This window comes from Bradyrhizobium sp. UFLA05-125, from assembly GCF_059803515.1.
Map to the genome: position 1 here is coordinate 190878 of NZ_JBANBJ010000006.1, position 17684 is coordinate 208561.

Genomic DNA, 17684 nt, shown 5'->3' on the forward strand with positions numbered 1-17684 from the left:
AAGTCCAACAGGCATGAAGCGGCTCAAGAAATGGCGGCGGTGGTTCGCGCGCAGGTTCGGCTATGCGCGGCTGGTCTGCCTTGCGCTGCTCGTCGGCCTCGCAGCCGTGCGCCTCGCCGACTGGAGGCCGGTCGAGGAGGTTCGCGTCCGCACCTTTGACTGGTATCAGCGTCTCGACCCCCGTGAGAAGACCCAAAAGCCCGTCGTCGTCGTCGATATCGACGATCGGACGCTGAAGGCGGTTGGCCAGTGGCCATGGCCGCGAACCAAGCTTGCCGAGCTCACCACCGAGCTGACGCGGCTCGGCGCCGCGGCCATCGGCTTCGACGCGATGTTCCCCGAGCCCGATCGGCTCAATCCCGATCTTGCGGTCGAGACCTTCCGCAATCTGGACGAGGCGACACGCGAGAAGCTCAGGGCGCTGCCGAGCAACGACCAGGCGTTTGCCGAGGCGATCAAGAGCTCCCGCGTCGTGCTCGGCGAGACCGGCCTTCCGGCCAGCAACTCGGAACTCGACGAGAAGCTTCCGCAGACTGGCCTGGCGACCCTGGGTGAGGATCCGCATCCTTTTCTGTTCGAATTTCCCGGCTTGCTGCGAAATATTGCCGTTCTCGAGGCTGCCTCCGCCGGCCGCGGTTTGCTGACCATCAAGCCCGAGCGCGACGGCATTGTCCGGCGGCCGCCGATGATCGCGCAGGCCCAAGGTGTGATCCTGCCATCGCTGAGCTTCGAGATGCTGCGGGTGGTGTCCGGCTCCAACACGATGCTGGTCAAGGCCGATCGCGAAGGCATCGTCAGCGTCGGCGTGCCGCGCTTCTCGATCCCGACCGACAAGAACGGTCTGCTCTGGGTGCATTTCGCCCACCATGATCCCTCGATCTACGTCTCGGCGGTTGACGTGCTGGAAGGGCGAGTCGCGCCGGACAGGATCGCACAGCGGTTGGTACTGATTGGCACCTCGGCAGCGGGACTCAACGATATCAAGACGACGCCGGTCGACCCCGCTGTGCCGGGCGTCGAAATCCACGCCCAGGTGCTGGAAAGCGCGCTGACCGGCTCGATCATCTCGCAGCCGAATTACGGCCTCGCGATCGAGTTCTTCGCCGCCATGATGTTGGGCATTCTGGTGATCATTTTCGCTCCGAAGTTCGGGCCCGTCACGCTGGTCGGCGTCGGCGCGCTGTTTGCTTCGGTGTTGATCGGCTTCTCCTGGTACTATTACTGGCGCTATCGCCTCTTGATCGACGCCACCTATCCGCTGTTCTCGACCACCGCGATCTATTTGACGCTGATCTTCGCAAGCTTCGTGCGCGAGCAGCAGCAGCGCAAGCAGATCCGTGGCCAGTTCGCGCAATACATGTCGCCCGTGCTGGTCGAGCAGCTCGCGCAGGCGCCGGAGCGGCTGGTGCTCGGCGGCGAAGAGCGCGAGATGACGATCATGTTCTCCGACGTGCGCGGCTTCACCACGATCTCGGAGACCTACAAGCACGATCCGCAAGGGTTGACCGCGCTGATGAACCGCTTCCTGACGCCGCTCACCAACGCGATCCTGGCGCGCAAGGGCTATATCGACAAGTACATGGGCGACGCCATCATGGCGTTCTGGAATGCGCCGCTCGACGACAAGCAGCACGAGATCAACGCCTGCGAGGCCGCGCTCGACATGCTGGGGAAGATCGACGAGGTCAACAAGGAGCGCGAGCAGGAGGCCGCCGACGGCGGCCATGTCTATATTCCGCTCAACGTCGGCATCGGCCTCAATACCGGCATGGGCGTGGTCGGCAACATGGGCTCAGACCTGAAGTTCAACTATTCCGTGCTTGGCGACAGCGTCAACCTCGCCTCGCGACTGGAAGGGCAGACCAAGGACTACGGCTTCCCGATCATCGTCGGTTCCAAGACCGCGCTCGCCGCCAAGGACAAGTTCGCGATCCTCGAGCTCGACTTCATCATGGTGAAGGGCAAGACCGAGCCTGAGGTGATCTATGCCATCGCCGGCCGCGAGGACGTCATGCATTCGGGAGCCTTCCAGCGCCTGCGCAATACGACCATCGAGATGCTCGCCTGCTACCGCAGCCGCGACTGGCAGGGCGCGCTGGATGCGATCGAGCGCGGCCGCAAAAGCGAAGACGCCGACACGCTGGAGAGGCTGTTCCGCCTCTACGAGGCGCGCATCAAGTTTTTCCAGGCCAACCCGCCGCCGGACGACTGGAGCGGCGCCTACGCGCTGCTGACGAAGTAGCGCAAGACGCGGTGCGTGCAGGGTTCACTGGAGCCTCACTGAAGGTGTCGTAGGGTGGGCAAAGGCGCACTTGCGCCGTGCCCACCATCGTTCAGCATAGTTGACACCAGGGGTGGGCACGCTTCGCTTTGCCCACCCTACAATGCTGTGTTTGATGCCGCAGAATAACTCACTCCACCCCGATCGTCGTCAGATCCTGAAACCAGTGCTGCGCCTGCACGAACTGCTTGATCTTCGGCGATAGCGCATGCGGGTTGGTGTCGTGGACGACCCAGACCAGCGCGGCATCGTCGACGATCTGGGCATGCGCCTGCGCCAGCAGCTCGTCCTGCTTCGCGGTATCGAATGTCTGCTTGGCTTCGTCGATCAGCGTATCGACCTTCGGGTTCTTGTAGCCGCCCCAGTTGACGCCGACCGGCGCGATCTGGCCCGAATGGAAGAAGCGCACGATGGCGTAGAGCGGGTCGGAGGTGACGTAGGCGATGTTGTTGGCGGTGATGCCGGCGTTCATCTCGTCGGCCGCGCCCTTGCGCCAGTGGGTGTAGAGCGTTTCGAGCTCGACGACCTTGAAGTCGATGTCGATGCCGATCTCCTTGAAACTCTGTTGCAGGAATTCATTCATCGGCAGCGAAAGCATCTGGCCGGTGCCGCCCTGCGCGATGATGAAAGTGGTCTTCAGCGGCTTGTCCTTGCTGTAGCCGGCCTCCTCGACCAGCTTCTTCGCGGCAGCGAGGTCGTACTTCAGTTCAAACGCCGGCTTGCCGAACCACGGGCTCGACGGGTCGACCTGGCCCTTCGCAGGCTTTGCAAGACCGTTCATCAGGCCCACGACCGCGTCGCGATCGATCGCGAGATTGAGCGCCTTGCGCAGGCGGATGTCGGTCCATGGTGAGCCCGGCAGCACGCTCAAATGATAATTCCAGACATGCGGCGTGACGTTGTCGACGATCTTCATGCCGGCGGTCTTGAGCTGCGGCACGGCGTCAGGGGCGGGCGTCTCGATCAGATCGACCTGTCCAGCAAGCAGCGCGTTGGTGCGCGTCAGCGCTTCCGGCATCGGCACCAGCACGAGCTTGTCGACCTTCGGAATCCGCTTCTTGTTCCAATAGTCCGGATTCTTGCTGAGCTCGGCGAGCTCGCGCGGCACGAGTTTCGTCAATTTGAACGGGCCGGTGCCGGAGGGCTGGCTCGCGAACTTGTCCCAGTCCTTGCCCAGCTTCTCATATTGCGCCGGGCTCGACACCAGGAACCAGAGCATCTGGTAGGGGAAGAAGGAATCGACCGTCTTGGTGGTGATCTCGACCGTATCGTCGTCGATCTTGGCGTAGCTCGCGACCGAAGGAAGTCGCGTCTTCACCTGCGCGCTCTGCCGCTTGTCGAATTGCGGCGCCTTGTCGTTGAGCACCTTGTCGAGATTCCAGATCACCGCATCGGCGTTGAAGTCGCTGCCGTCATGAAACTTTACGCCCTTGCGCAAGGTGAAGCGCCATTTGGTCTTGTCAGTGCCGTCGACCCTCCATTCGGTGGCGAGCCCCGGCACCAGCTTGCCCGGCCGGTCGGCGACGTCCATCTCCCAGGCAACGAGCGGATCGTAGATCGTGTAGGCCGTGAACTGATAGGCGCCGGCGCCGCGATCGGGCTGGCCCGTGGTCAGCGGAATGTCCGCCATCGAGATGCCGTAACGCACCACGGTTTCGGCGTGTGCCGAGATTGCGGAGAACGCCAACGCGAGCACGGCGAGACCGGTCGAGATTCGATTGCGCATGACCAAAGCTCCCAACGAAGAATCTGGAGCCGAACGTGCAATCTTGATGCCAGAATAGGCAGTGCATCGCCTTCGCTGGAGCAGCATCACAAGGACTTGTCGTCGCAGGGGCAATTTGCAGAATAAGTTTCCTCATTGGCATAGCCATTGCATACGTTTGCATCAAAAATAATCATCGAAAGCCGGAAAAGGATTGAGGCGATGCTTATCGAAAAAACCACCCGCGCGGCATTGATCGCGGCGCTGGCGCTCACGACCGCAGCGGCCTTGCCGCGTGCGGCCGGTGCCGAAACCGTGCTGCGCATCGGCATGACCGCTGCCGATATTCCGCGCACGCTCGGCCAGCCCGATCAGGGGTTCGAAGGCAACCGCTTCACCGGCCTCACCATGTACGACGCGCTGACCATGTGGGACCTGTCCTCCGCCGACAAGTCGAGCGTGGTGATCCCGGGGCTTGCGACCGAGTGGAAGGTCGACGACGCTGACAAGACCAAATGGACGTTCAAGCTGCGTCCTGGCGTCACCTTCCATGACGGCTCGCCGTTCAATGCCGATGCCGTGGTGTGGAACGTCGAGAAGGTCTTGAAGCAGGATGCGCCGCAATTCGACGCCAGCCAGGTCGGCGTCACCGCCTCGCGCATGCCGACGCTCGCCTTCGCGAAGAAGATCGACGACATGACGGTCGTGCTGACGACCAAGGAGCCCGACAGCTTCCTGCCGATCAACCTCACCAATCTCTTCATGGCGAGCCCGACGAAGTGGCAGGCCTTCTACGACAAGGCGGAAGGTGCCGACGCCAAGGCGAAGTCGCAAGCAGCCTGGGCGGCGTTCGCCAAGGACGCTTCCGGCACGGGCCCATGGAAGATGTCGAGCTTCACCCCGCGCGAGCGGCTCGAACTGGTCAAGAACGCGAGCTACTGGGACAAGGCGCGCGTGGCCAAGATCGACAAGATGGTGCTGCTGCCGATGCCGGAAGCCAACGCGCGCACCGCGGCGCTCTTGTCCGGCCAGGTCGATTGGGTCGAGGCGCCGGCGCCCGATGCGCTGCCCGAGATCAAGCAGCGCGGCTTCGTGCTCCATACCAATGAAGAGCCGCATGTCTGGCCCTGGCAGTTCTCGCGCGTCGAGGGCTCGCCGTGGAACGACATCCGCGTGCGCAAGGCCGCAAACCTCTGCGTCGATCGCGAAGGCCTGAAGGACGGATTGCTCGCTGGCCTGATGGTGCCCGCGAGCGGCACGTTCGAGCCCGGCCATCCCTGGCGCGGCAATCCGACCTTCCAGATCAAATACGACAAGCCCGCCGCGCAAAAACTGATGCAGGAAGCCGGCTACGGTCCGAACAAGAGACTGACGGTAAAGGTGCAGACCTCGGCGTCGGGCTCCGGCCAGATGCTGCCGCTGCCGATGAACGAATATCTCCAGCAGGCGCTGGCAGAGTGCTATTTCGACGTGCAGCTCGATGTCATCGAATGGAACACGCTGTTCACGAACTGGCGTCGCGGCGCCAAGGATCCCAGCGCGAACGGATCCAACGCGACCAACGTCACCTATGCGGCGATGGACCCGTTCTTCGCGCTGGTGCGCTTCCTGCAATCGGGCATGGCGCCGCCAGTCTCGAACAATTGGGGTTTCATCAACAATCCCAAATTCGATGAGCTGGTGAAAAAGGCGCGGCAGACGTTCGATCCCGCCGCGCGCGATGCGGCGCTGGCCGAGCTGCACGCGGCTTCCGTTGACGACGCTGCCTTCCTCTACGTCGCCCATGACGTCGCCCCGCGCGCCATGAGCCCCAAGGTGAAAGGCTTTGTGCAGCCCAAGAGCTGGTTCGTCGATTTCTCACCGGTGTCGATGGCGCCGTGAGGCGGTTATCGCTCTATCCACGCGTCATGCCCGGGCTCGTCCCGGGCATCCACGTCCATCCACTTGCTCCGTCATTCCGGGGCGCCCGCTGGGCGAACCCGGAATCTCGAGATTCCGCGCTCGGCTCTTCGAGCCGCCCCGGAATGACGGAGCGAGAAAAACGTGGATGGCCGGGACAAGCCCGGCCATGACGATCGAGATTTCTATGCACCAAACTGAGTAACCCTCGTGCTCGCCTATATCGCCAGACGCATCGTCTATGTCATCCCGATCGTCATCAGCGTGGCGCTGGTGTGTTTTCTGCTGGTGCATATCACGCCGGGCGATCCGCTCGTCGCCGTGCTGCCGGCGGATGCGTCGCAGGAGCTCGCGGCGCAGCTCCGCGCGGCCTACGGCTTCGACCGGCCGCTGCCGGTGCAGTTCGGCCTCTGGCTCCTGCGCGCGCTGCATGGCGATCTCGGCAACTCCATCGCGACGGGACGCCCCGTGCTTGCGGAGGTCATGCGCGCGGTCGGCAACACCGTGACGCTGGCGATCGCTGCCGCCATCATCGGCTTCACGATGGGGATCCTGCTTGGCCTGATCGCCGGCTATTTCCGCGAGACCTGGATCGACAAGCTGGCGACATCCTTTGCCATCGCCGGCGTCTCGGTGCCGCACTATTGGCTCGGCATGCTGCTCGTCATCATCTTCTCGGTCGAGCTGAACTGGCTGCCCGCGGTCGGTGCCGGCCCGGGCGGCTCCGGCGCCTGGGCCTGGGATTGGGCGCATCTGCAATATCTCGTCCTGCCGGCGATCACGACATCGGTGATTCCCATGGGCATCGTCACCCGCACCGTGCGTGCGCTGACCGGCGACATTCTCAGCCAGGATTTCGTCGAGGCCTTGCGCGCCAAGGGCCTGCGCGAGACCGGTGTGTTCCGCCACGTCATCAAGAACGCCGCGCCCACCGCGCTGGCGGTGATGGGCCTCCAGCTCGGCTACATGCTCGGCGGCTCTATCCTGATCGAGACGGTGTTCTCCTGGCCGGGCTCGGGCTTCCTGCTCAACTCCGCGATCTTCCAGCGCGACCTGCCGCTGTTGCAGGGCACGATCCTGGTGCTGGCGCTGTTCTTCGTGTTCCTCAATCTGCTGGTCGACATCGCGCAAGCCGCGATCGATCCGCGCATCAAGCGGGGCTAGCGGGATGGAGTTGATCCCAGCCATGGCTGCGAAGGCAGTGCGCTCCCTCCCCCGCTTGCGGGGGAGGGTTGGGGAGAGGGTGTCTCCGCGATCGAGAGCCTCGAGGAGGAGAGAGTCCTCACCCGCGCCTTCGGCGCGACCTCTCCCGCAAGCGGGAGAGGTGAGCCGCGCCCGTAGCTTGCATCGACCAAACCAACGCTCGTTTGGAGCCAGCCGATGAGCGAGCTTCCACTTCACGCCACCGGCGACGCCGCGCTCCAGATCGCACCCGCCACCAAAGCACGCGGCTATTGGGCGACAGTCGGCCGCCGCATCCTGCGCGACAAGGTCAGCATGGCCTGCGCGCTGGTGCTGCTGTTGATCTTCCTCTCCGCGCTGCTCGCGCCCTGGCTTGGCCTCGAGGACCCCTACAAGGGTTCGATGATCCGCCGCCTGCGCCACATCGGTACGGCGGGTTATCCGCTCGGCACCGATGAACTCGGCCGCGACATGCTGGCGCGGCTGATCTATGGCGGGCGGCTGTCGCTCGTCATCGGCATTCTGCCCGTGATCCTCGCCTTCGGCATCGGCACCTCGCTCGGTCTCGTCGCGGGCTATCTCGGCGGCAGGCTCAACACCGCGATCATGCGCACGGTCGACGTGTTCTATGCCTTCCCCTCGGTGCTGCTCGCTATCGCCATCTCCGGTGCGCTGGGGGCCGGCATCCTCAATTCCATCGTGGCGCTGACCATCGTGTTCGTGCCGCAGATCACCCGCGTCGCCGAAAGCGTCACCACCGGCGTGCGCAACATGGATTTCGTCGAGGCTGCGCGCGCCTCCGGCGCGGGTCCAATCACCATCATGCGCGTGCACATCCTCGGCAATGTGCTCGGCACGATCTTCGTCTATGCGACCAGCCTGATCTCGGTCTCGATGATCCTGGCCGCCGGTCTCTCCTTCCTGGGGCTCGGCACAAAACCGCCGGAGCCGGAGTGGGGCCTGATGCTGAACACGCTGCGCACCGCGATCTACGTCAATCCCTGGGTCGCAGCCTTGCCCGGCGCGATGATCTTCGCGGTCTCGATCTGCTTCAACCTGCTCTCGGACGGCCTGCGCAGCGCCATGAACATCAGGAATTAGGATATGAGCGAGGCGACCCCTTCCGTCGAGACGCTGGCCCCCGTCGAGGATCGCGGCGGCGTGGCTCAGCCGCTGTTGAGGGTGAGCGGGCTGACCAAGCATTTTCCCGTGCGCGGAGAGCTGTTCAGCGCCAAGCGCACCGTGCGCGCCGTCGACAACGTGTCGTTCTCCGTCGCAAAGGGCGAGACCGTCGGGATCGTGGGCGAATCCGGCTGCGGCAAGTCGACCACCGCGCGACTCCTCATGCATCTGATGCCGTGCGATGCCGGCGACATCATCTATGACGGCATGACCGTCGGCCAGGCACTCAGCTTGCGCGAGCTCCGCCGCGGCATGCAGATGGTGTTCCAGGATTCCTACGCCTCGCTCAACCCGCGTCTGACGATCGAGGAATCGATCGCTTTCGGCCCCAAGGTCCACGGCATGGCGGATAGCGCGGCCCGTGCGCTCGCGCGCGAATTGCTCGGCAAGGTCGGCTTGCGTCCGGAAAATTTCGCCAACCGCTACCCGCATGAGATCTCCGGCGGCCAGCGCCAGCGCGTCAACATCGCGCGGGCGCTGGCGCTGTCGCCGCGGCTGGTAATCCTCGATGAAGCCGTCTCTGCACTCGACAAGTCGGTCGAGGCACAGGTGCTCAACCTGCTCGCCGACCTCAAGCGCGAGTTCGGCCTGACCTATCTCTTCATCAGCCACGACCTCAACGTCGTCCGCTATATCTCGGATCGCGTGCTGGTGATGTATCTCGGTGAGGTCGTCGAGCTTGGCCCGGTCGATGCGGTCTGGGAAGCCCCGGCCCATCCCTATACGCGCGCGTTGCTGGCGGCGATGCCGTCTTCCGATCCCGACAAGCGCACCGAGACGCCGCCGATCTCGGGCGATCCGCCCAACCCGATCGATCCGCCATCCGGCTGCCGCTTCCACACTCGCTGCCCGTTCGTGGAGCCGCTCTGCGCAAAAGCAACCCCAAAGCTCACCGCGCTCGATACTATGGGCCACGAGGCCGCGTGCTATATGGCGATACCAGGATCGGGCCACAGCCGCGCGCCGCAAGAGGGAACAGCATGACAAGACCGACTGCAAAAGACATCAAGGCCATGGCCGAGGTGGCCGGCGTGCCCGTGGACGAGGAGACCGCAACCCGCATCGCCAACTCCATGGGACCCGTGTTCGATGGCTTTGCGACCATCGCCGGCACGCTGCCGATGGATCTCGAGCCGTCTCTCTATGTGCTGGCGCAAACCACGAAGGTTCCGGCATGAGCACCGAACCCGCATTGATGTCGTTGACCGAGGTCGCGCGCGCGATCGCGATGAAGCAGGTATCCTCGCACGAGGTGACGCGCGCGCTCTTGCATCGCATCGCGGAGTGGCAGCCGCATCTCAACGCCTTTATGACGATCGAGTCCGAGGCCGCGTTGAAGGCGGCGGAAGAGGCCGACGAGGCGCTCGCCAAAGGTGAAGTGTGCGGGCCCCTGCATGGCGTTCCGCTCGCGCACAAGGACATGTATTACGACGCCGGCAAGGTCGTGACCTGCGGCTCGCTGATCCGCCGCGACTATGTCGCCACCACGACGTCGACGGCGCTCCAGCGCCTGAAGGATGCCGGCCAGGTCCGGCTCGGCACGTTGCACATGGCCGAGTTCGCCTATGGGCCGACCGGGCATAACAGACATTATGGTCCGGTGCGCAATCCCTGGAACGTCGCGCACATCACCGGCGGCTCGTCGTCGGGCTCGGGCTCGGCGGTCGCCGCGCGGCTGACCTTCGCAGCGCTCGGCTCCGATACCGGCGGCTCGATCCGCATGCCCGCGAATTTCTGCGGCGTCACGGGCCTGAAGGTGACCTGGGGCCGCATCAGCCGCGCCGGTGCGATGCCGCTGTCGCAATCGCTCGACACCGTCGGCCCGCTTGCGCAGACCGCGGAGGACTGCGCGCTGCTGCTCGCGTTGATGGCAGGCCCCGACCCCGAGGATCCGACCGCGAGCGCCGAGCCTGTGGCGGATTACGTTGCCGCGACAAAAGGCTCGCTTAAGGGCCTCAAGATCGGCGTGCCCGCATCCTTCTATGTCGACGATCTCGACGGCGAAGTGGCGCGTGTGCTCGACGAGACCATCGCCGTGCTCAAGCGCGAGGGCGCCGACATCGTCAAGATCGAGCTTCCGGATCAGCGGCAATTGCAGGCGGCGAGCCAGCTCGTGCTGGCGGTGGAGGCCGCCGCCTTCCACAAGCGCTGGCTGATCGAGCGTCCGCAGGACTATGGCGCCCAGGTGCTGATGCGGCTCCAGAACGGGCTCGCGGTCCCCGCCGTCACCTATCTCGAAGCGATGCGCTGGCGCGGGCCTGCGCTCGCCGCCCATCACGCGGCCACCGCCGGCGTCGATGCGGTGATCGCGCCGGTGTCGCCGGTGCCGGCGCCGACCATCACCGAGAGCGATGTCGGCGGGGATGCGCATGCGCCGGCTGTGTTGCAGCGGCTGACGCTGTTCACCCGTCCGGTGAACTATCTCGGCCTGCCGTCGCTGGTCGTGCCGTCGGGCTTCACCAAAGGCGGCCTGCCGGTCGGCATGCAGCTCATCGGCCGCGCGTTCGATGAGGCGACCCTGCTCACCATCGGCGCCGCGTTCCAGCGCGCCACTGACTATCACGCCAGGGTGCCGAAGCTGCCGTCATGACAAAGCTCGTCGAGATCTCAGGCCTCAATATCCGCTTCACCGGCGAGCGCACGGTCTATGCCGTGAACGATCTCGATCTTTCGCTCGGTGACGGTGAGGTGCTGGGCCTGCTCGGCGAGTCCGGCTCAGGCAAGAGCGTGACGTTGCGTGCGCTGATGCGGTTGTTGCCGACGAAGCGCACGCAGATCTCGGGCACTCTCAACGTCATGGGCCGCGACGTTCTGGCCATGGGCGAAGAGGAGCTCTCGGCCTTTCGCGGCCAAACGGTGTCGATGATCTTCCAGGAGCCGGCGCTCGCGCTCGATCCAGTCTACACCATCGGCGCGCAGATCGCCGAGAGCGTGGTACGTCACGAAGGCAAGAGTTTTGCGGAAGCGAGGGTACGTGCCCTCGAAATGCTCGAGGTCGTGCGCATCCCTTCCGCAAAGCGCCGGCTCGATGCCTATCCGCACGAGATGTCCGGCGGCATGCGCCAGCGCGCGATGATCGCGCTTGCGCTCGCCTGCAGGCCAAAGATCCTGCTCGCGGACGAGCCGACCACCGCGCTCGATGCCACCGTGCAGATCCAGATCCTCCTGCTGCTGCGCGAACTGCAGCGCGAGTTCGGCATGTCCGTCATCTTCGTCACCCACGACATCGGCGTGGCGATCGAGATCTGCGACCGTGTCGCGGTGATGTATGCCGGCCAGATCGTGGAGCAGGGGAACCTGCGCGACATCGTGCGCGCGCCGGTTCATCCCTACGCCAAGGGCCTGCTCGCCTCGACCATCCACGGCGCCAAGCGCGGCGCGCGGCTCGAGACCATCCCCGGCACCCCGCCCTCGCTGAGCCAGAAACCGCATAACTGCTCCTTCGCCCCTCGCTGCGCCGTCGCCCAGCCGCAGTGCCTGGAGCGGTTGCCGGCGAATGTGCAGGTGGGACCGGGCAGGGTGGCGAGGTGTGTGCTGGCGGAGGCGGCGGCGGCGGTTACCTCGTAGCCCGCTTGTGTCGATCTGAACTCGTCGATGTGAACTGAAGTATTGCCCCGGGCACACTGCGCTCCCTCCCCCCTTGCGGGGGAGGGCGGGGGAGAGGGGTGGCCACGGGCGAGGTCGGAGTTCGGGGCTACCCCCTCCCTGTCCCTCCCCCGCAAGGGGGGAGGGAATGAGAGAGCGGTGTGCTCCCGACCTCGAAAATCTCAAGCACCGGCACCGAGTTGCGGCGAGCCACCGGGCGCATCCTGCCAATGGCCTATTCTACTTTGCATGGGGTTGTTTTCGACATTTTTGTCGAACCGCAGTGACCGGCGAAAGGTAAGCAGTGTTCACACTCCATTCATCCCGGTTCCGGTTCCATGCGCCCCCATTTACGGAGAGGGACTTCGACTTATGTACATTTCTGGCCAAAGCATCATCGTCATCCTGTTCGTCGGCCTGGTCGCCGGCTGGCTTGCTGGCAAGGTGGTTCGCGGAAGCGGGTTCGGCATCATCGGCGACATCGTGGTCGGCATCGCCGGTGCGTTTGTCGCAAGCTTCCTGTTCCCGCGGCTTGGCATCCATCTCGGCGTCGGGCTGGTCTCGGAGATCATCTACTCCGCGATCGGCGCCATCATTCTGCTTCTGGTGGTTCGCCTGCTGCGGGGCGGCGGCCGGCTGTAGCGGTTCGTTGCGAAAAACCGGCTGTCGCGATGACAAATTCGTCGCGGCAGCCGAAAAAGCTGTGGAATTTGTGGATTTTCGCCGCAGCGCGGCGCGCTAGAGGTTTCCTGAGCCAGATTGTTGGTCAACTGTCGTGCATTGGACGACAGCCACAAACGCGATATTAATCCGGGACGAGTACCGCAAATTTAGTTTGTGAAATCAGGGGTTTTACCCCTCATCCGATGAGAAGCGACTGATGGCAGCGGTTCCCGGCTTACGCCGTTCCGAGCTCAGCAGTGCCTTGCGCGCCTGTCGCGCGGCGTTCCTGGGCCTCGGGTTGATGAGCTGCATGATCAACCTGCTCTATCTGACCGGGTCGATCTTCATGCTGGAGGTCTACGACCGGGTGCTGCCCAGCCGCAGCATCCCGACGTTGGTCGGCCTGATCTTCCTCGCCGGCGGTCTCTACATCGCACAAGGCGTTCTGGACCTGATTCGTGGCCGCATCCTCGGCCGTATCGGCACTGCGCTCGACGAGGCCCTGAACAAGCGGGTGTTCGATACTATCGTGCGCCTGCCACTTCTGGTCGGCAGCCGCAATGAAGGCCTCCAGCCCCTGCGCGACCTCGACAACGTCCGCTCCTTCCTCGGCGGCATGGGGCCGAGCGCGTTCTTCGACCTGCCGTGGCTGCCGCTCTATCTCGCCATCTGCTTCGCCTTCCATTGGCTAATCGGCGTTACGGCTCTGGCCGGCGCGATCATCCTGGTCGGCCTCACGCTGGTGACGGAGTTCATGTCCCGCCGGCCCGCGCGCGAGGCGACGAGCCTTGCCGGACAGCGCAACGATCTCGCCGCCTCCAGCCGCCGCAATGCCGAGGTGCTGGTGGCGATGGGCATGGCCGGCCGGCTCAACCAGCGCTGGAGCGAGGCCAACGAAAAATATCTCGCCGGCAATCAGCGCGCCAGCGATGTCGCCGGCGGTCTCGGCGCCATCGCAAAAGTTCTGCGCATGATGCTGCAATCAGCCGTGCTCGCGGTCGGCGCCTATCTCGTCATTCATCAGGAGGCGACCGCCGGCATCATCATCGCGGGCTCGATCCTCTCGGCGCGCGCGCTCGCGCCGGTCGATCTCGCGATCGCGCACTGGAAGTCCTTTGTCGCCGCGCGGCAGAGCTGGCAGCGGCTCAGCCGCCTGCTGGAGCAGATTCCGGCCCAGGTGATGCCGACCCAGTTGCAGGCGCCCTCGAGCCGCCTCGCGGTCGAAGGCGTCAGCATCGTGCCGCCGGGCGATCAGCGCGTCATCGTGCAGGACGTGACATTCGTGCTCAATGCCGGCATGGGCCTCGGCGTGATCGGCCCGAGCGGTTCGGGCAAATCGTCGCTGATCCGCGCGCTGGTCGGCGTCTGGCAGCCGGTGCGCGGCAAGGTGCGCCTCGACGGCGCGGCGCTCGACCAGTGGGCCTCCGACGTGCTCGGGCGCCACATCGGCTATCTGCCGCAGGACGTCGAGCTGTTTGGCGGCAGCATCGCGCAGAACATCAGCCGGTTTGATCCCGACGCGACCTCCGATGCGATCATCAGTGCTGCGAAAGAGGCCGGCGTGCATGAGATGATCATCAAGATGCGCGAGGGTTACAACACGCAGGTCGGCGAGCAGGGCACGGCGTTGTCCGCGGGCCAGGCGCAGCGCGTGGCGCTGGCGCGCGCGCTCTACGGCAATCCGTTCCTGATCGTGCTCGACGAGCCCAATTCGAACCTCGATACCGAAGGCGACGAGGCCTTGACCCGCGCGATCCGCGCCGCGCGCGAGCGCGGGGCCATCGTCGTCGTCGTGGCGCACCGTCCGATCGGCGTCGAGGCGGTCGACCAGATCCTGGTGCTGCGCGACGGCCGCATGCAGGCCTTCGGCCCGAAGGAGCAGGTGCTCGCGCAGGTGCTGCAGCCGCGCGTCGCCCCGCCGGCGCCGCCAATCAAGATCGTCAGCGAAGGCGGAGTGGCCAAACCATGAGCACGATGACGATGGCGGGCGCCAAGCCCGCGGCAAAGAGAAGCGTGCAGCAGTCGATCAGGTTTCACCTGCTGCTCGGTCTCGGGATCGTGCTGCTGCTCGCCGGCGGGCTGGGGGGCTGGGCTTCGACCGTGCTGATCTCCGGCGCGCTGATCGCGCCTGGACAGATCGTCGTCGAATCCAACGTCAAGAAGGTGCAGCATCCGACCGGCGGCGTGGTCGGCGAGGTGCGCGCCCGCGACGGAGACCTGGTCAAGGCCGGCGATATCGTGGTGCGGCTCGACGACACCGTCACCAAGGCGAATCTCGCCATCGTCACCAAGAACCTCGACGCCGGTCAGGCGCGCGCGGCGCGGCTGCAGGCCGAACAGCGCGGGCTTGCAAAGATCGAATTCCCGCAAACGCTGCTCGATCGCGCAAGCGACCCAGACGTGGCGACCCTTCTGGCCAGTGAGGGCAAACTGTTCGAGGTCCGCGTCAACGGCCGCGCCGGGCAAAAGGCCCAGCTCCGCGAGCGCATCCAGCAGCTCAACGAGGAGATCGATGGGCTGAGCGCGCAGGAGACCGCCAAGGACAAGGAGATCGCGCTGGTGCAGCAGGAGCTCGTCGGCGTCCGCGATCTCTACGACAAGCACCTGGTGCAGCTCTCGCGCCTGACCACGCTCGAGCGCGACTCGGCCCGCCTCAACGGCGAGCGCGCGCAGTACATCGCATCGCGTGCCCAGGCCAAGGGCAAGATCACAGAGACCGAACTCCAGATTATCCAGGTCGACAAGGACATGGTGAGCGAGGTCTCCAAGGATTTGCGCGAGACCAACGACAAGATCGGCGAGCTGATCGAGCGTAAGGTCACCGCCGAGGATCAGCTCCGTCGCGTCGATATCCGCGCGCCGCAGGATGGCATGGTGCTACAATCGACCGTGCACACCGTCGGTGGCGTCGTGACCGCCGGCGATACCCTCATGCTGATCGTACCGCAGCAGGACGATCTCCAGGTCGAGGCCAAGGTCAATCCGACAGACATCGACAAGCTCCAGGTCGGCCAGAAGACGCTGCTGCGTCTCTCCGCCTTCAACCAGCGCACCACGCCGGAGCTCAATGGCGTCGTGAGCCGCGTCTCGCCCGACGTCACCACGGACCAGCGCACCGGGCAGAGCTATTACACCATCCGCGTCTCGATGCCGCCGGAAGAGGTTGCCCGCCTCGGCGAGGTCAAGCTGATCCCCGGCATGCCGGTCGAGGCCTTCGTGCAGACCGGCGACCGCACCATGCTGTCCTACTTGATGAAGCCGCTGCACGACCAGTTGATGCGGGCGTTCCGGGAAAAGTGAGGCGAGGAGTATCCTGGGGCGATGCGAAGCATCGAACCGGGGACCGCGTGCCGCAGCGTTGGTTTCGTAGGGTGGGCAAAGGCGCAACGCGCCGTGCCCACCTCTTTTGCGGACACACACATGGTGGGCACGCTTCGCTTTGCCCACCCTGCGTCCTACGTTCTTGATATAGTTCGAACGCAAGCAGGACCTCCAGCGTCAGACACATGCATCACGCCCCGATCCAGACCCCGCCGGCCATCGCCACCGAAGCCTTCACCGATGCAAGTCTTGCGGTCGCCCGCCTCGAAGAGATCTACGAGCGCAATACCAAATTCCTGCGCGATCACTTCGAAGCGTATCTCAACGGTACGCCGCCGGCGACCCGTGTACGCGCGTTCTATCCGTTCGTTCGCATCACCACCGCGACGCATGCGCGGCTTGATTCGCGTCTGGCCTACGGGTTCGTTGCCGGACCCGGCGTGCACGAGACTAGCGTGACGCGGCCGGATGTGTTCCGGACCTATCTCACCGAGCAGATCGGCCTCCTGATCAAGAATCACGGCGTGCCGGTCGAGATCGGCGAGTCCTTTGAGCCGATCCCGATTCATTTCGCCTATCGGCGGGACATCAACATCGAGGCGGCGATCAGCACGGGCGATACGGTCGGCACGCGGCTGATGCGCGACGTGTTCGACACGCCGGATCTTGCCGCCATGGATGATGCGATTGCCGACGGCACGCTCGCGCTGGCGCCCGGAGCGCCGGAGCCGCTGGCTTTGTTCCGCGCGGCGCGCGTCGACTATTCGCTGCGGCGGCTCTATCACTACACCGGCACCGATCCCGAGCACTTCCAGAATTTCGTGATCTTCACCAACTACCAGTTCTACGTCGATGCCTTCGTGCAGCTCTGCCAGCAGCGGCTTGCCTCGGGCGAGGACGGCATTGATGCCTTCGTCGGGCCGGGCAACGTCATCACGCGCAACGCACGGTTCGGGGGCGGCACGAGCGGGATTGCGCCGGATCGCGCGCCGCAGATGCCGGCCTTCCATCTCGTCGAGCCCGGCTATCAGGGCATCACCCTGATCAACATCGGCACGGGCCCTTCCAATGCGCGGAACGTGACCGATCACGTCGCGGTGCTGCGGCCGCATGCCTGGCTGATGGTCGGGCATTGCGCGGGTCTGCGCAACACGCAGCGGCTCGGCGATTACGTGCTGGCGCATGGCTACGTCCGCGAGGATCACGTGCTCGATCAGGAGCTGCCGCCCTGGGTGCCGATTCCTGCGCTTGCCGAGGTGCAGGTCGCGCTCGAGGAGGCGGTCGAGGAGGTCACGGGCTTGTCCGGCTTCGAGCTCAAGCGCCTGATGCGAACCGGAACGGTCGCGAGCGTGGACAACCGCAATTGGGAGATCAGCGGCGCCGCGGTCATTCGCCGCCTGTCGCAATCCCGCGCCGTTGCGCTCGACATGGAATCGGCGGCAATCGCCGCCAACGGCTATCGCTTTCGTGTCCCCTACGGCACATTGCTGTGCGTCTCGGACAAGCCGCTGCATGGCGAGATCAAGCTCGCAGGGATGGCGAGCGCATTCTACCGACAGCGCGTCAGCCAGCATCTCGAGATCGGCCTGAAGACGCTCGAACGGCTCAAGCACCAGGAGTCGGAGCGCCTGCATTCGCGCAAGCTGCGCAGCTTCGCCGAGGTGGCATTTCAGTAGTCCGATGCTCACGCGCGCTTAGGGCAGCAGAACTGTCATACGCAGCACTGACGTCTGCGTGAGCGCACAAGTCCTCTGGAATATTCACCGGAGGAGCAGGGTTTACACGTCGTCCGGGGCTCCCATGACCAAGGCCACAGGAGCAGACATGAGCAATCCCCTGATCAGGTACGTCGTGCTGGGAGCATGT

The 17684-nt window shown here is 64.8% G+C and carries 13 protein-coding genes; 12 read left to right on the forward strand and 1 reads right to left on the reverse strand.

Features of this window, described 5'->3' with window-relative positions:
* Positions 1 to 13 precede the first annotated feature (13 nt).
* On the forward strand, positions 14 to 2242 hold the full coding sequence (locus SO156_RS09755) for a CHASE2 domain-containing protein (RefSeq protein WP_498534611.1): 2229 nt from the start codon (positions 14 to 16) through the stop codon (positions 2240 to 2242).
* 169 nt (positions 2243 to 2411) lie between these two features.
* Here the strand turns inward: SO156_RS09755 and SO156_RS09760 are convergent, their stop codons facing one another.
* Positions 2412 to 4007, reverse strand: a complete 1596-nt coding sequence (locus tag SO156_RS09760) for an ABC transporter substrate-binding protein (protein ID WP_498534612.1) — start codon at positions 4005 to 4007, stop codon at positions 2412 to 2414.
* A 201-nt stretch (positions 4008 to 4208) separates the two neighbouring features.
* Here SO156_RS09760 and SO156_RS09765 point away from each other — a divergent pair, with 201 nt between their 5' ends.
* The 11 genes from SO156_RS09765 (at position 4209) to SO156_RS09815 (ending at position 17494) form a co-directional block, all read left to right on the forward strand.
* Positions 4209 to 5867, forward strand: coding sequence for an ABC transporter substrate-binding protein (locus SO156_RS09765; RefSeq protein ID WP_498534613.1), 1659 nt, complete (start codon positions 4209 to 4211; stop codon positions 5865 to 5867).
* Positions 5868 to 6095: 228 nt separating this feature from the next.
* Entirely contained in the window at positions 6096 to 7049 is a 954-nt protein-coding gene (locus SO156_RS09770; protein ID WP_027521379.1) for an ABC transporter permease, read from the forward strand.
* Positions 7050 to 7265: 216 nt separating this feature from the next.
* The gene (locus SO156_RS09775) at positions 7266 to 8168 is read left to right on the forward strand and encodes an ABC transporter permease (protein WP_498534614.1); all 903 of its coding nucleotides are present in this window, start codon (positions 7266 to 7268) and stop codon (positions 8166 to 8168) included.
* Between the two features lie 3 nt (positions 8169 to 8171).
* The gene (locus SO156_RS09780) at positions 8172 to 9233 is read left to right on the forward strand and encodes an ABC transporter ATP-binding protein (protein ID WP_458146905.1); all 1062 of its coding nucleotides are present in this window, start codon (positions 8172 to 8174) and stop codon (positions 9231 to 9233) included.
* Entirely contained in the window at positions 9230 to 9427 is a 198-nt protein-coding gene (locus SO156_RS09785; protein WP_498534615.1) for a hypothetical protein, read from the forward strand. Before SO156_RS09780 ends, SO156_RS09785 begins: the two co-directional genes overlap by 4 nt.
* A complete protein-coding gene (locus SO156_RS09790; protein WP_498534616.1) occupies positions 9424 to 10839 on the forward strand; it encodes an amidase in 1416 nt (471 codons plus the stop codon). Before SO156_RS09785 ends, SO156_RS09790 begins: the two co-directional genes overlap by 4 nt.
* Entirely contained in the window at positions 10836 to 11816 is a 981-nt protein-coding gene (locus SO156_RS09795; RefSeq protein WP_498534617.1) for an ABC transporter ATP-binding protein, read from the forward strand. Before SO156_RS09790 ends, SO156_RS09795 begins: the two co-directional genes overlap by 4 nt.
* Before the next feature lie 390 nt (positions 11817 to 12206).
* Entirely contained in the window at positions 12207 to 12476 is a 270-nt protein-coding gene (locus SO156_RS09800) for a GlsB/YeaQ/YmgE family stress response membrane protein (protein WP_458146909.1), read from the forward strand.
* A gap of 238 nt (positions 12477 to 12714) precedes the next feature.
* Positions 12715 to 14466 (forward strand): type I secretion system permease/ATPase, encoded by a 1752-nt coding sequence (locus tag SO156_RS09805; RefSeq protein ID WP_458146910.1) that lies wholly within the window; start codon positions 12715 to 12717, stop codon positions 14464 to 14466.
* On the forward strand, positions 14463 to 15797 hold the full coding sequence (locus SO156_RS09810) for an HlyD family type I secretion periplasmic adaptor subunit (protein WP_498534618.1): 1335 nt from the start codon (positions 14463 to 14465) through the stop codon (positions 15795 to 15797). The genes SO156_RS09805 and SO156_RS09810 overlap by 4 nt, the downstream gene beginning before the upstream one ends.
* Before the next feature lie 206 nt (positions 15798 to 16003).
* Positions 16004 to 17494, forward strand: coding sequence for an AMP nucleosidase (locus SO156_RS09815; protein WP_458146912.1), 1491 nt, complete (start codon positions 16004 to 16006; stop codon positions 17492 to 17494).
* Positions 17495 to 17684 lie beyond the last annotated feature (190 nt).